This is a genomic window from Pseudoalteromonas sp. 4NS20-0020, from assembly GCF_057554385.1.
Genome location: NZ_BAAJMI010000003.1, coordinates 62,308 through 77,052 on the forward strand (window position 1 = coordinate 62,308; position 14,745 = coordinate 77,052).

Genomic DNA, 14,745 nt, shown 5'->3' on the forward strand with positions numbered 1-14,745 from the left:
GAAATTGCGGGTAAAATAATTTGCAAAATATTTATGATACCGGTGTCAAAAGACAAAAATTGCGTTATCATCTGCGTATAAAATAGTAAAAGCAGCGCTTTTTTTACGTTTTTAACTATACTATCAGCGTTTTATTTTAGTGTGTTTAGCGTGTATTTAAGACTTTTACATTATAAAAAGAAACTATAAATCAACCGGTTAAAATTTTTAGAGGATATTTAAATGTCGAACCGAACGCAATTAGCAAGTTGGCAAGCCCTTGAACAAAGTGCTGCTAAGATGAAACAAACACATCTTAAAACGTTATTTGCACAAGACGGTACCCGCTTTTCTAAGTTTTCAACTCAGATCCCAGGTGTATTATTCGACTACTCTAAACAATTAATTGATAACGATGTTTTCGCTAATTTAGTGTCGCTTGCTAAAGAGTGCGATATTGTCTCTTGGCGAGATAAAATGTTTAGTGGTGAAAAAATCAACATCACCGAAGAACGCTCTGTACTGCATACAGCATTACGTAATCGTGCACATACTCCATTAATTGTTGATGGGGAAAATGTAACACAAGCGGTTGATAATGAGCTTGCCAAAATTAAAGTATTCGTTGAAAAAGTGCGAAGCGGCCAATGGCTTGGTTATACGGGCAAAGCGGTGAAAGACGTTGTTAGCATTGGGGTAGGCGGGTCGAATCTAGGTCCTCAAATGGCAACTGAGGCGTTAAAAGCACTCGCAGACAACACGTTAAATGTGCACTACGTGTCAAATGCTGATGGTGTACAAATTGCTTCTGTACTTAAAAATATTGATCCTGAAACAACACTATTTGTTATCTCGTCAAAAACATTTACCACATCAGAAACCATGACGAACGCTAAAACAGCGGTAGATTGGTTTTTAGAAACAACAAAAGATGAAAGCACAATTGCTAAACATTTTGTTGCAGTAAGTACAAATTTAGAAAAAACAGCTGCCTTTGGTATTGCTGATGAAAACGTATTCACTATGTGGGATTGGGTAGGTGGTCGCTTTTCATTATGGAGTGCGATAGGCTTACCGATTGCGCTGTATTTAGGTTATGACGCATTTGAAGAAATACTAACAGGTGCTTTTGAAGTTGATGAACACTTTAAAAATGCTCCGCTTGAGCAGAATATTCCTTTAATAATGGCTTTATTAAGTGTCTGGAATACCAGCTTTTTAGGGTATACGTCGCAAGCAATTTTACCTTACGACCAATCTCTTCACATGTTACCTGCGTATTTACAACAAGGTGAGATGGAAAGTAACGGTAAGCATGTTAACTTTGCAGGCAAAGTAGTACCGTACACCACGGTACCAATCATTTGGGGTATGACTGGTATTAACGGTCAGCACGCGTTTTATCAATGCCTGCATCAAGGTAATGTGATTGTGCCAGCAGATTTTATTGCCTCTGTTAAACCACAAATAAATGTTGATAAGCATCATGACATTTTATTATCAAACTTTTTTGCTCAAACAGAAGCAATGATGAGTGGCGTTGATGCAGAACAAGTTACAGCCGACTTAACAGCTAAAGGTAAATCGCAGGCGCAGATTGATGAACTACTAAATCACAAAATTCATCAAGGGAACCGCCCAACAACATCAATGCTGCTAGACACTGTTGATGCTAAAACGGTAGGGCGTTTAATTGCGTTATACGAACACAAAATCTTTTGCCAAGGCATAATCTTAGACATTTGTTCATTTGATCAATGGGGTGTTGAACTGGGCAAAGGCTTGGCATCTAAAATTGAAAGTGAGCTGACAGATGATAGTGTAAATCACGATCACGATAGCTCTACAAGTGGACTGATGGCGTACTATAAGCAACACCGTACGCAGTAACAATTTAACCTGCTTAAAAGTAGGTAAACCGAGTACCTTTGAACGGGTAGCGCTGGAGTGCTTAGGGTCTGTATTTTTGTGAGAGGAGATACAGAATCCTAAGGCTCATTTAATAAAGCGTAGATGATAAAAAAATAATAATACATCATCAATTAAGAACAATTCAGCAGGCTTTTTAACACATTATAAAAGCTATCATAATCCAAGTTATAAACAGGCATACCCGCGAACTTATTTTAGGACGGGGTATCACAACGTAGAGAGTAACTATGCTTAATCCTTTTGATATCATAATTTTTGGGGGCGGTGGTGATCTTGCGTTACGCAAATTACTACCTGCAATGTACAGAGCATATCAAGAAGGGAACTTACCTGAAGGCTCACGCATCCTGCCAACAGTTCGTGAAGAAAGCAAACGTGCCGAATACATTGAAACAGCGCACAAAGCACTGCAAGAGTTTTTAAGTAAAGGTGAATTTAACGCCAAAGATTGGAAAGCATTTTCTACTTACTTAGTGCCAGTGGTGAGTAATGTTACCGAAGCTGACGATAACTGGGATGTACTCAAAGAGATCTTAGATGAGCACGATAGTACTAAATCTCGCGTGTTTTACTTATCTTTACCACCAGCCGTTTATGGCAAGTGTTGTGAAATTCTTTCTACAAAAGATTTGATTACGCCAACATCGCGTGTAGTCGTAGAAAAACCAATCGGTTACTGTGGTGAATCTGCAGAAGCAATAAACGCTAAAATTGCTGAATTTTTTGAAGAAGACCAAATTTTCCGTATAGACCATTACTTAGGTAAAGAAACAGTACAAAACCTAATGGCACTGCGTTTTTCAAATTCATTATTTGAAAACATGTGGGATGCTAAATCGATTGATAATATTCAAATTAGTCTTTCTGAAACCGTAGGCCTTGAGAGCAGAGCTGGGTTTTACGACAAAGCCGGTGCACTTCGTGATATGGTTCAAAATCACTTATTACAGCTTTTGTGCCTTGTTGCAATGGAAGCTCCTAATAAGCTTAATGCTAATAGTATTCGTAACGAAAAACTAAAAGTACTCGAAGCGCTTCGTCCACTTTTTGATTCAGATGTTGATAGCAACATTGTACGCGGTCAATATGTACCGGGCGATTTAAACGGAAAAATAGTTCCTGGCTACCTAGAAGAGCTAAACGAAGGCGCTAGTAAAACAGAAACCTTTGTTGCTATTCGTGCACACATTGATAATTGGCGCTGGGCTGGCGTACCATTTTACCTTCGAACAGGTAAACGCATGGCAAAACGTTGTGCTGAAATAGTGGTTGAGTACAAAAAAGTATCGCACAATATTTATGAAGAAAATGTTGGCAACATTGAACCAAACCGCTTAGTTATTCGCCTTCAACCTGAAGAAACGATTCAGCTAACGCTTATGTCAAAGCGTTTGGATAACCTTGAAATGCAATTAGAGCCGGTAACGATGAACATTGAGTTATCACAAGCTTACAGCAATGGTTTCCATTCTGATGCATACAAACGTTTAATGCTTGATGCGGCTGCAAATAACCCATCGTTGTTTATTCACCGTGATGAGGTTCGTCAAGCATGGAAATGGATTGACCCGATTGTTGAGCGTTGGCAAGATAAAGGTAAGCCTGCACTTTACCGCGCCGGAACGTGGGGGCCTGATGATGCCGATGAGTTATTAGCAGAAAACAACCACTTGTGGTTTAACACAGGTGATAAGGCATAATTATGGCGACTTTAGTTGAAAAATTTTTTGATGATAAAGATGCTCTCACAAAAGAGTTATCGGCAACCTTAGAACAATCATTAATAGATGGTATTAAAGATGATGGCCGCGCGGTACTAATGGTATCAGGCGGGTCATCACCCGCTGCAGCATATAAGCATTTATCAACTCTTGATTTAGATTGGCAGAACGTTGATGTAGCCATGGTTGATGAGCGCTGGGTTGAGCCAAATCACGAGAAAAGTAATGAAGCTTTCATTAAAAGTACGTTGTTGCAAAATTTTGGCAATGCAGCCAACTTTATAACAATGAAAAACGATGCTTCTACTGCACAACAAGGTGCTGAAAAATGTGAAGCCGCGTATAGTGCACTCAAAGCGCCTTATGATGTAACTATTTTAGGTATGGGGCCTGATGGGCACACTGCGTCTTTGTTTCCACACGCAGATGGGTTAGAGCATGGTTTAACCACCACTCAAACGGTTTGTGCGATTAACGCAATACAAAGCGACGTGACGGGGAGTATTACCGAGCGTATGACGCTTACCTTGCATGCAATAGCAAATTCTAAAGTGGTAAAACTACTTATTAGCGGTGAAGAAAAGCTCGCTGTTTATAAGCAAGCTAAGGCAGGGGGCGATGTTAACGATATGCCTCTGCGTGCTGTGCTAAACCATCCTGATATAAATATTGAAGTTTATTGGGCTCCATAATTTAATCAAATTTGCAGTACTCACTCAATTTTATAAAGGCAGCTAAATTAGCTGCCTTTTTGTTTGTTTAAATATTCTCCAATATGAGTAAGTTTATAGGTGAAAATCTGTTAACTATTGTAAATGGGTTGCTTAGTCTTGTATGCTAAATAGCCGCGTAACGCTTTATTTTTAAGCGTATTTTAAAATTATTACGTGTATGTTTTTTGGCAACGTGCAGATTTATTTAAATTTTATTTTTAGATGGCTTATGTCATAAAACTTTCCCTTCCTTTTTCGCCTCAAAAGCATTAGCCTTAGTGCATTAACAATGAAACTTATAAAATTAAAAACGGAGTAGTAACATGGCGGAGCAACAAGTACAGCCTTTACACAATGAAAAACATGCCAACATTAAAATTCAAAACGGCATCAATGTAGAATTTATGAAAACTCAACATTTAGTGCCTGTAGTAGCACATGAGTTTGCGCGTGTAGCAAATGAGTTTCCTATGTCGTTTGTTAAAAATAACGAAGCAGGTACTTTCCAAGCAGTTGCAATGTTTGGCTTAGAGCCAGGCGAAAACTTATTTGTTGAAGGCGACAAATGGACAGCTTCTTTTGCACCAATGGCGTCTACACGTTACCCACTAGGTTTAGTTAAACACCCAGAGCAAGACCAATTTGGTATTGTTATTGATGAAGCAAGCCCACTTGTAAGCGAAACAGACGGTAATGCGTTATTTGAAAACGGTGAAGAAACAGATTACCTTAAACGTCGCAAAGAGTCGCTAGTGTCTTTCATTGAATTTTCTCAAGTAACAGATGCGTTCACTAAATTCCTTGCTGACAAAGAGCTACTGATAGCACAAACGTTAACAGTAGACATCAAGGGCGAGAAAAAAGACATCAACGGTATTTACCTTATCGACGAGAAAAAACTAAATGAGCTAAGCGATGCAGACTTCTTAGAGCTTCGTAAGCGCGGCTATTTAGCACCAATTTACTCTTTCTTAACGTCTACTCACCAAGTAGCACGTTTAGCGCGTTTAAAAGCTAAACAAGCTTAATTTAAACACGTTTACTATAAAAAGCGCCTCAAGGCGCTTTTTTTATACCTTTAAACTTACTTTAGTTGAAATTTACGTTTTAACCGTTCACATTGGTTTAAATACTGATTTGATAAAGGCCAGCCATGAAAAAAATAATCTTATTATCTATTTTAGCCAGTGCGTGCATAGGGTTTAGTCACAGTGTACTAAGTGAAGAATCTCCGCTTGCCATTGCCATTCATGGTGGCGCAGGAACAATAGATAAAGCAAAATTTTCCCCTGAGCAAGAAAAAGCCTACCGTGCTAAATTATCCGAAGCTGTTGAAGCAGGTTACAGCGTACTTGAAAAAGGCGGGGAAAGCTTAGATGCGGTGACTGCTGCAATTACAGTATTAGAACAGTCTGAGTTTTTTAATGCAGGGCGCGGTGCAGTATACACTTACGACGGTGGGCATGAACTCGACGCATCAATTATGGACGGGCGTAACCGCCAAGCTGGGGCTGTTGCAGGTGTAAAACATGTAGAGAGCCCAATTAAACTTGCTCGTTTAGTTATGGATAACTCAGTGCACGTTATGCTCAGTGGACAAGGTGCTGAGGAATTTGCAAAAGAGCAAGGTATTGAACTTATCGAAAATAACATATTTGATACTAAACATCGTTACGATGCTCTGCTTAAAGCAAAAGATAAGCTCGATAAAGCCAAAGCAACAACTAAGTCATATCAGGCTGCACACAATGCGCTACCAGATAACTTTAAAATGGGCACTGTTGGCGCTGTTGCCCTTGATAAAAATGGTAATTTAGCTGCAGGCACATCAACTGGTGGAATGACGGCAAAACGCTACGGCCGTGTTGGAGATGCTCCTGTTATAGGTGCTGGTACGTTTGCTGAGAATGAGTCATGTGCGGTATCAGCAACCGGCCATGGTGAATATTTTATTCGCTACAACGTGGCAAGTGATATTTGCGCTCGTGTTAAATACCAAGGCAGTACAATCTCCCAAGCCGGTGATGAAGTAATAAACAAGGTATTAAAGCCAATAGGTGGTACAGGCGGTGTTATTATTCTCGACACACAAGGCAATATTAGCTTACCGTTTAACACGTCGGGAATGTATCGCGCGAGTAAATCGAATACGCAAGCAACTTATGTAGGCATTTTTAAAGGCGAATAGGAATACAGACTGATACATGTGATTAAATGTCAAACAACTGAGTGTTTAATGATTTGTAGGATTAACCCCAGCCGTTAACTTTGATACAATTACGGCTCTTTTATATATTTTATAAGGTATGCGGGTGGTTAACCTAGGTCAGTTGTTTGGCGAGCTAAAAACGTGCTTAAAAAAAGATCAATTCATATTCAAAAAGCGCCTTCATGGTGTTAAAAAAATAGCCGACGAAACTAAACAAGCCAATGCGCTTGAAAAAATAGCCGCAGATATAACCCGCAGCCAACAATCAAAAGAAAAACGATTAGCTAACTTGCCACAGGTAACATACCCTGAGCAGCTGCCTGTAAGTCAAAAAAAACAAGCCATTAAAGACGCAATAGCAAATAACCAAGTTGTTATTATTGCCGGTGAAACGGGCTCGGGGAAAACGACGCAAATACCTAAAATGTGTCTAGAGCTTGGCCGCGGCGTTGATGGGTTTATTGGCCATACACAACCACGTAGGTTAGCCGCACGCACCGTTGCAAACCGTATTGCTGATGAGATGAAGTGTGAACTTGGCCAACAAGTGGGTTTTAAAATCCGCTTTAGCGATCAGGTTTCTAACAGCACATACATTAAACTGATGACAGACGGTATTTTACTGGCCGAAATTCAGCAAGATCGCTTTTTAAATCAATACGACACCATAATTATTGATGAAGCCCACGAGCGTAGCTTAAACATTGACTTTATTTTAGGGTACTTAAAAAACTTACTGCCTAAGCGTCCAGATTTAAAAGTTATAATTACCTCAGCAACTATTGATCCTGAGCGTTTTTCTCAGCATTTTAACGATGCGCCAATTATTGAGGTATCAGGTCGTACTTTCCCTGTTGATGTTCGTTACAACCCAATTAGCGATATTAAAAAAGAGGGTATGGAAGCAGAAGGTGACCAGTTACAAGGCATTTTTGATGCCGTTGACGAGCTGTGTGCAGAAGGCCCTGGCGACATACTTATATTTTTAAATGGTGAACGTGAAATTCGCGACACTGCAGATGCGTTGAGTAAGCGAAATTTAAAACACACTGATGTACTCCCACTGTATTCGCGTTTATCAAATGCAGAGCAAAACCGAATATTTGCACCGCATTCGCGCCGCCATATTATTTTATCGACTAACGTGGCTGAAACGTCATTGACGGTACCGGGTATTCGCTATGTTATAGACCCAGGTACTGCGCGCATAAGTCGCTACAGCTACCGTACAAAAGTACAGCGTTTACCAATTGAGCCTATTTCACAAGCAAGCGCTAATCAGCGTATGGGCCGTTGTGGGCGTGTTGAAGCGGGTATTTGTATTCGCCTGTATTCTGAGGATGACTTTTTATCTCGCCCCGAGTTTACTGACCCGGAAATTCTACGTACAAACTTAGCCTCTGTTATTTTACAAATGCTTGCTTTGGGCTTGGGTGACATGGCGCAATTTCCATTTGTGCAAGCGCCAGATAGCAGAAATATCAATGATGGTTTGACTCTGCTTGAGGAGTTACAAGCAGTAAAGTCGTCTAAACGAGATAATAGAACTGCGTTAACGCAATCGGGTAGGGAGCTGAGCAGATTACCCGTTGATCCGCGTTTAGCTAAAATGGTGTTAACAGCGCATAAGTTAGGTGCACTTCGTGAAGTTATTATCATTGTAGCTGCTTTATCTATTCAAGACCCACGTGAACGACCTCAGGAAAAACGCGCAGCAGCGAATGAAAAACACGGCCGCTTTGATGATCCTGATTCAGACTTTTTTGCCTTTTTAAATTTGTGGAATTACTTAGAAGAGCAACAAAGCGAGCTGACAAACAGTCAGTTTAGAAAATTATGCCAAAAAGACTTCCTAGCCTATATGCGCCTGCGTGAATGGCAAGATATTGTATATCAAATAAGTACTGTGTGTAACGAAATGGGCATGAAGGCAACAAGTGATGTTGCTGATAGTGAAGCCGTACACAAAGCCTTACTAAGCGGTATGCTTAGCCATATTGGTTTTAAGGACGAAAAACAAGCTTACAAAGGTGCGCGTAATAGTCAGTTTCATATTTTTCCGGGGTCAGGTTTATTTAAAAAAGCGCCTAAATGGATTATGTCAGTAGAGCTTGTTGAAACGAGTAAATTGTATGCGCGCACTAATGCAAAAATCGATATCAGTTGGGTTGAACCTTTAGCCCAACATTTGGTAAAACGCAGCTACTCTGAGCCCCACTGGGAGAAAAAACCTGGGGCTGTTATTGCCTTTGAGCAACAAACTTTATATGGATTGTTAGTTGTTAATAAGCGCCGCTGTGTGTATAGCAATATAGACCCTAAAGTTAGTCGTGAGCTGTTTGTACGCACAGCACTGGTTGAACAAGAGCTTGGTTTAAACGAACGTTTTTTACAGTTTAACCGTGAGCTAATAGAAGACATACAAGTTCTTGAAAATAAGTCGCGCCGCCGTGATATTTTAGTTGATGAGCAAACCTTATTTGAGTTTTACGATAAAAAAATACCAAAAGAAATTAACAATCGAGCCGCTTTTTTAAAGTGGTATAAAACTCAAAAACAACAAAATAAACACTATCTACATATGACTCGCGATGAGTTAATGCGCCATGGTGCAAACAGTATTACAGAGTTTGATTACCCAGATACATGGCAGCAAGATAATTTAATATTACCGCTTACGTATCACTTTGATCCAGGTCAAGCGGTTGATGGTGTTGCGGTGCAAATACCCGTTGCCTTATTAAATCAAGTGCAAGAAACCGGCTTTGATTGGCATATCCCTGCGTTTAGGCACGAACTTGTTAGTGGCTTGATTAAATCGCTACCAAAATCACTTCGACGTAACTTTGTGCCCGCTCCTAATTATGCCGATGCTGTTATTGCGGCGGTAGAGCCGATGCAAGGCACGTTGCTTGACGCACTTACCACACGTTTGTTGAGAATGACCGGTGTACGCGTTGACCCTGAAGCGTGGGATTTAACATCACTTGCTTCTCATTTACGCTTACATTTTGAAGTACGCGATGAGCACAATAAACTACTTGCTCGCGGTCTAGACCTTGCGAAGCTCAAAGCAGAGCTTCAAGGAGAGGTAACCGAAACACTTTCTAAAGTTGCGGATGACGGTATAGAAAAAGCAGACTTAACACAATGGGACTTTGGTGAACTACCTAAGTCTTACGTTAAAAAGCAAGGCCAGTACGAAATAAAAGCGTATCCAGCGCTGGTGGATAAAAAATCAAGTGCTGCGGTTGAGCTATTTGATAACGAAATAAAGGCACAGATTGCACACCAGCAAGGCCTTCGCCGATTGGTATTATTAAATGTGCCTTCACCTATTAAATATTTACAGCAAAATCTGCCTAATAAGGCTAAGTTGGGATTGTACTTTAATCCTTTTGGAAAAATAGCCGATTTAATTAATGATTGTATTGCCGCGGGTGTTGATAGCTTATTACTCAAATATGGCGATATTAGAACGAGCAGTGAGTTTGAAAGTGTAAAAGAAGAAATACGTGGCGAGCTAGGTGACGCTGTAGTCGATATAGCTATTCACGTTGAACAAGTTCTTAGCATTGCGCATGCGCTACATAAAAAAATGAAAGGGCGGGTTGATTTGACCATGATCACTGCGCATGGCGATATTAAGTCTCAGCTTGAGTCGTTAATTTTTAAAGGGTTTGTTAGTCAACATGGTGCGACTAAGCTGACTGATTTAATTCGTTATTTGAAAGCGATTCAAAAGCGATTAGAAAAGCTCCCTGTTGACCCAAACAGAGACAGAGTGTGTGTACTTGAGCTTGATAAAGTGGCAGCTGAGTATAAAAAGCTGACTAATAAAATACCCAAAGGTATGCCAATACCCAGCGAGATAGAAGCTATATTTTGGATGCAACAAGAGCTAAGAGTTTCATTATTTGCACAAACGCTAGGAACGCCTTACCCTATTTCGTCTAAACGAATTTTAAATGCTATAAAAGAAGTTGAATAATGCTTGCATTTATCAAGAAGGTTAGTACCTTAAAGGTAGGATTTATTTTTGTTTTGAGAAGGAAACGACATAAGCATGTCCTCGGTGATTGAACCTAAAACAAAACGACTATTAGTTGTAGATGATGAGTATTTTAATTACGAAATGCTTAAACCTGCACTTGAGTCTAAATTTGACGTTAGTTATGCTGACTCTGGTCAGAATTGTCTTGCGTCTGCAATTGCCAATCCTCCTGACATTATTTTACTCGATGTATGTATGCCAGGCCTTGATGGCTATGATACATGCAGAATGCTAAAACATACGCCAGAAACTAAAAACATTCCTGTGGTTATGGTGTCAGGCCTAGAGTCTGAGCTTGAGAAGAAAACAGGGTTTGACGCTGGTTGTGATGCTTATGTAGTCAAACCGTTTGCCATAAGTGCACTGTTAGAGCAAATAAACACAATAGTTTAGAGGGAATTATGTTCACAGAAGACAAACGAAACTATAGACGTATGCAGGTAAACGCTACTGCAATGCTTACAACTATTGAGCCGGTTGCCGGCTTAACTTACACTGCTGAATGTGTAGATTTAAGTGCAACGGGATTGTCGCTGCATTTAGATGATTTATTAGAACCAAATACACTTTTGTCTGTTGATATTGCATCAACCCATCCAAGTATTGCCCCTTTAAAAGCGACCGCTAAGGTAATACGTGCCAGCAAAGAAGATGATGGCACGATTACGGCAGGGCTTGAGATAATAGAGTTTAATTAACTAATTAAATGTTAATTAATAAACTTTACAGATAAGCCCCTTTAAGTAAAAGCCTTCAGGGTAGCTGCCCGCAATTGGGTGGTCAGCTGCTTGGTTTAAACGCTCCATTATTAACAAGTCTTTACCCGCGTCTAGTGCTGCGTCTGCTACTACTTTCTGAAATAAGTTTTGTTCCATTAAGCCAGAGCAAGAGAATGTTAATAGTGTGCCGCCTGGCTTTAATATTTGCATAGCTATCATATTGATATCTTTATAGCCCCTGCATGCACCTGTTAGCTGCGCCTTGTTGTCGGCAAATTTAGGTGGGTCCATAACAATGGTGTCGAACTGTTTACCTTCGTCTCTGTACTGGCGTAAAAGTTTAAAAACATCTTGCTTAACAAAATCGACTTTATTTAAATCTAAATTATTATGCTCAACATTACGTTTAGCGGTATCGAGTGCTGGTTGTGATACGTCAACGTTGGTAACATGTGTACAGCCACCACGCAGCGCATAAAGTGAGAATGTCCCTGTGTAGCTAAAGCAGTTAAGAACAGTTTTATCTTTTGAAAAACGCTCAAGTGCTGCACGGCTATCGCGTTGATCTAGGTAAAATCCGGTTTTATGACCTTCTAAAATATCTACCTCAAGCTTTAAACCATTTTCTTCAATAAGCACTGGCTGCGTTGGCTCCGAGCCCCAGAGTATCCCTTTAATTGGCTCTAACCCTTCTTTTGTACGCACGTCTACGTCTGAACGCTCATAAATACTGCTGCCCGGAAATATAGCCATTAGTGCGCCTACAATTTCACCTTTATGGCGCTCTGCACCTGCGCTTAGTAGTTGGCATACAAGTACATTATCAAACTTATCGATTGTAACACCCGGTAAGTAATCAGACTCTGCGGCACATAATCGGTAACCAGTTAATCCGCCTTCTTCAATTACTTGGCTACGAGCCTCAAGTGCTCGGCGTAAGCGTCTCTCAAAAAAGTGTTGATCTATAATTTCTTTTTCGTCAAAACTCCAAACACGCGCTCGAATCTGAGAATGCGGGCTATATGCTGCTGTTGCTAAATACTTACCTTCACTGTCGTGAATAGTTACCGTATCGCCCAGTCCCGGTTTACCTTTGATCTTTTTAATGGCTTTTGAAAATAACCATGGGTGTTTTCTTTTTAATGATTTATCGCGACCAGCTTGGAGATAAACGGCAGATGACATAAGGCTTCTCGGTTGTATTAAATAAGCGCTGTATTTTAGTCAAGGCAGGGACAACATACAATGAATGTTTTGCATGAAGCCTATAAAGCACGGTAAAGTATGTTTAATTCATAGTGTTAATAAATTTTTGGAAACTACCTTGGCAGAAACCACGTTATCTCCCGCATTAAAAACACTCTCTGGGCAATGTCGTGATTTTATTACATCGCTTAAACATGCTGATGTTGCTCATGATATTACCCATATAGAACGTGTGGTTAGAGTAGCAATACAACTTTGTGAAGCTGAAAATGCCAATATGGCAATTGTTTTGCCTGCAGCATGGTTACACGACTGTGTAGCAGTGGCTAAAAATCACCCTGACAGAGCCAAAGCATCGACTATGGCAGCCGATAAGGCGATTGGGTTTTTAAAAGGCTTAGGTTATGACGCAAACTTGTTTGATGAAATTCATCATGCAATAGCGGCACATAGCTTTAGTGCTAACATTAAAATTAAAACGCTTGAGGCGCAAATAGTACAAGATGCAGATAGAATGGATGCTCTTGGTGCCATTGGTGTTAGCCGTTGCATGAAAGTAGGGGGTTCTATAGGGCGCTTACTTTACAGCCCTGATGACCCTTTTTGTACAAATAGAGAGCCTGACGATAAAAAATTTACTTTAGATCATTTTTTTATAAAACTTTTAAATATTGCTAAGAGTATGAACACACCATCAGCTAAAGCTGAAGCACAAAGACGCACCCACTATATGCATGCGTTTTTAGAGCAGTTAAAATCAGAGATTGGTGAATAATATGAGCAACAAAACAAAGCCTATATTATCGGGGATTGATCACTGCCACATAAACGTAAATAACCTTTCGAATGCAGTGGCTTGGTATGAAAAAGTACTTGGCTTTAAAGTAGTTGAGGAGCTTGCGTTTTGGGACGAGACAGGCAAAGGGCCTTTAACACTCCAAGACCAAAATACCACAACACGCTTAGCATTGTTTGAAGGTCAAGTTCGCAGCAAAGGAATTGCGTTTGGTGCTACTGGAGAACAATTTATAGCGTGGCTTGCGCACTTCAAATCAATGGACATAAAAACAGTATTAGCCGACCACGGTGTTACGTTCTCAATATATTTTAAAGATGAAAGCGATAATAGTCATGAAATAACATCTCATGATTATGAACATATTAAGATGTTTTACCCATCTGTTGAGCAGGGATCACACAGTGCTAAAAAGAGTTAACGTTCTTGATTGCTTTGCTTGATATTGAGTATTTCGTCTAGTTTATTAACTAATAAATCAATAATAGCTGGGTCAAAGTGGCTACCTGCTTGGTCTTTCATATGAGCAACTGCTTTTTCTACACTCCACGCGTCTTTATATGGTCGCTTAGATGTGAGTGCATCAAATACATCTGCAACAGCAACAATTCTACCTTCGATTGAAATTTCATCGCCTTTTAAACCGTAAGGGTAACCTGTTCCATCCCATTTTTCGTGATGCTCTATTGCCAATGTGTGCGCGAGTTGAAGCAATGGAGAAGATGAATTAGCTAAGATTTTTGCGCCAATTAAGGCATGCTCTTTCATGTGTTCAAATTCTTGCTCTGATAACTTTCCGGGCTTTAATAAAATTGCATCGGGAATACCTATTTTTCCAACATCATGCATAGGCGCTGCCTGATGCAGAAGCTCTGCTTGATTTTCTGACATGCCAATACCTAGCGCAAGAACTTTACTGTACTGGCTCATACGAACTATGTGCTCACCCGTATCGGTATCTTTATACTCTGCGGCACGCCCCAAGCGCTGAACTAAATCTATATGTGCTTGCTTTAATTGCTCTGCTTGTACCAAAGAAAGGTGTGTTTTAACACGCGCTCTTACAATAGCAGGGCTTATTGGCTTGGTTATGTAGTCGACCGCACCTAATTCAAACCCTTTATACTCATCGCTCTCGTCACCAAGGGCTGTGACAAAAATAATGGGGATGTGTGCGGTTTTTGGATTACGTTTAACGTGTTCACATACTTCAAACCCATTCATATGTGGCATCATTATGTCGAGTAAAATGAGTTTGGGTAATTCTTTTTCAAGTAATGTTAAGGCTGCTTCTCCCGATTTTGCAAAGGAGAGTCGGTACTGATTGCCCAGTATTTCTCGCATAACCTTAAGGTTCGCAGGCTCATCATCAACAATTAAAACCCGAGGCCTGTGTGTAGCAAAAATCATCTATAT

General features: G+C 40.1%; 12 protein-coding genes. 10 read left to right on the top strand and 2 right to left on the bottom strand.

What is annotated here, in order from left to right; genetic code table 11:
• The first annotated feature begins 222 nt into the window (after window positions 1-222).
• The 8 genes from pgi (at window position 223) to AC27JL_RS07615 (ending at window position 11,306) form a co-directional block, all read left to right on the top strand.
• Complete coding sequence (gene pgi / locus AC27JL_RS07580) at window positions 223-1,869, top strand: glucose-6-phosphate isomerase (RefSeq protein ID WP_487195273.1); 1,647 nt, start codon at window positions 223-225, stop codon at window positions 1,867-1,869.
• A gap of 269 nt (window positions 1,870-2,138) precedes the next feature.
• Complete coding sequence (gene zwf / locus AC27JL_RS07585) at window positions 2,139-3,611, top strand: glucose-6-phosphate dehydrogenase (RefSeq protein ID WP_008129781.1); 1,473 nt, start codon at window positions 2,139-2,141, stop codon at window positions 3,609-3,611.
• Between the two features lie 2 nt (window positions 3,612-3,613).
• Entirely contained in the window at window positions 3,614-4,324 is a 711-nt protein-coding gene (gene pgl, locus AC27JL_RS07590) for a 6-phosphogluconolactonase (RefSeq protein WP_006792342.1), read from the top strand.
• 344 nt (window positions 4,325-4,668) lie between these two features.
• Window positions 4,669-5,373 carry a SapC family protein gene (locus AC27JL_RS07595; RefSeq protein WP_006792343.1) on the top strand — a complete coding sequence of 235 codons (705 nt, stop codon included), beginning with the start codon at window positions 4,669-4,671 and terminating at the stop codon, window positions 5,371-5,373.
• A 125-nt stretch (window positions 5,374-5,498) separates the two neighbouring features.
• Window positions 5,499-6,533 (top strand): isoaspartyl peptidase/L-asparaginase family protein, encoded by a 1,035-nt coding sequence (locus AC27JL_RS07600; RefSeq protein WP_487195274.1) that lies wholly within the window; start codon window positions 5,499-5,501, stop codon window positions 6,531-6,533.
• A 124-nt stretch (window positions 6,534-6,657) separates the two neighbouring features.
• On the top strand, window positions 6,658-10,545 hold the full coding sequence (hrpA, locus tag AC27JL_RS07605) for an ATP-dependent RNA helicase HrpA (RefSeq protein WP_487195275.1): 3,888 nt from the start codon (window positions 6,658-6,660) through the stop codon (window positions 10,543-10,545).
• A gap of 75 nt (window positions 10,546-10,620) precedes the next feature.
• Window positions 10,621-11,001 (top strand): response regulator transcription factor, encoded by a 381-nt coding sequence (locus AC27JL_RS07610; protein WP_008129771.1) that lies wholly within the window; start codon window positions 10,621-10,623, stop codon window positions 10,999-11,001.
• 8 nt (window positions 11,002-11,009) lie between these two features.
• Complete coding sequence (locus tag AC27JL_RS07615) at window positions 11,010-11,306, top strand: PilZ domain-containing protein (protein WP_006792347.1); 297 nt, start codon at window positions 11,010-11,012, stop codon at window positions 11,304-11,306.
• A gap of 15 nt (window positions 11,307-11,321) precedes the next feature.
• On the opposite strand, the gene AC27JL_RS07620 is transcribed toward AC27JL_RS07615, so the two are convergent.
• Window positions 11,322-12,512 carry a class I SAM-dependent methyltransferase gene (locus AC27JL_RS07620; protein WP_010557560.1) on the bottom strand — a complete coding sequence of 397 codons (1,191 nt, stop codon included), beginning with the start codon at window positions 12,510-12,512 and terminating at the stop codon, window positions 11,322-11,324.
• A 64-nt stretch (window positions 12,513-12,576) separates the two neighbouring features.
• On the opposite strand from AC27JL_RS07620, the gene AC27JL_RS07625 reads away from it, so the two are divergent.
• Window positions 12,577-13,308, top strand: a complete 732-nt coding sequence (locus tag AC27JL_RS07625) for an HD domain-containing protein (protein ID WP_487195277.1) — start codon at window positions 12,577-12,579, stop codon at window positions 13,306-13,308.
• Between the two features lies 1 nt (window position 13,309).
• Window positions 13,310-13,750 (top strand): VOC family protein, encoded by a 441-nt coding sequence (locus AC27JL_RS07630; RefSeq protein WP_487195278.1) that lies wholly within the window; start codon window positions 13,310-13,312, stop codon window positions 13,748-13,750.
• Here the strand turns inward: AC27JL_RS07630 and AC27JL_RS07635 are convergent.
• The gene (locus AC27JL_RS07635) at window positions 13,747-14,739 is read right to left on the bottom strand and encodes a response regulator (RefSeq protein WP_008129762.1); all 993 of its coding nucleotides are present in this window, start codon (window positions 14,737-14,739) and stop codon (window positions 13,747-13,749) included. The two genes, AC27JL_RS07630 and AC27JL_RS07635, sit on opposite strands and share 4 nt — an antisense overlap.
• Window positions 14,740-14,745 lie beyond the last annotated feature (6 nt).

Bases quoted from the DNA above. Each gene is read 5' to 3' on its own strand.
- pgi (WP_487195273.1), top strand. From the start codon at position 223: ATGTCGAACCGAACGCAATTAGCAAGTTGGCAAGCCCTTGAACAAAGT.
- zwf (WP_008129781.1), top strand. From the start codon at position 2,139: ATGCTTAATCCTTTTGATATCATAATTTTTGGGGGCGGTGGTGATCTT.
- pgl (WP_006792342.1), top strand. From the start codon at position 3,614: ATGGCGACTTTAGTTGAAAAATTTTTTGATGATAAAGATGCTCTCACA.
- AC27JL_RS07595 (WP_006792343.1), top strand. From the start codon at position 4,669: ATGGCGGAGCAACAAGTACAGCCTTTACACAATGAAAAACATGCCAAC.
- AC27JL_RS07600 (WP_487195274.1), top strand. From the start codon at position 5,499: ATGAAAAAAATAATCTTATTATCTATTTTAGCCAGTGCGTGCATAGGG.
- AC27JL_RS07610 (WP_008129771.1), top strand. From the start codon at position 10,621: ATGTCCTCGGTGATTGAACCTAAAACAAAACGACTATTAGTTGTAGAT.
- AC27JL_RS07615 (WP_006792347.1), top strand. From the start codon at position 11,010: ATGTTCACAGAAGACAAACGAAACTATAGACGTATGCAGGTAAACGCT.
- AC27JL_RS07620 (WP_010557560.1), bottom strand. From the start codon at position 12,512: ATGTCATCTGCCGTTTATCTCCAAGCTGGTCGCGATAAATCATTAAAA.
- AC27JL_RS07625 (WP_487195277.1), top strand. From the start codon at position 12,577: ATGTTTTGCATGAAGCCTATAAAGCACGGTAAAGTATGTTTAATTCAT.
- AC27JL_RS07630 (WP_487195278.1), top strand. From the start codon at position 13,310: ATGAGCAACAAAACAAAGCCTATATTATCGGGGATTGATCACTGCCAC.
- AC27JL_RS07635 (WP_008129762.1), bottom strand. From the start codon at position 14,739: ATGATTTTTGCTACACACAGGCCTCGGGTTTTAATTGTTGATGATGAG.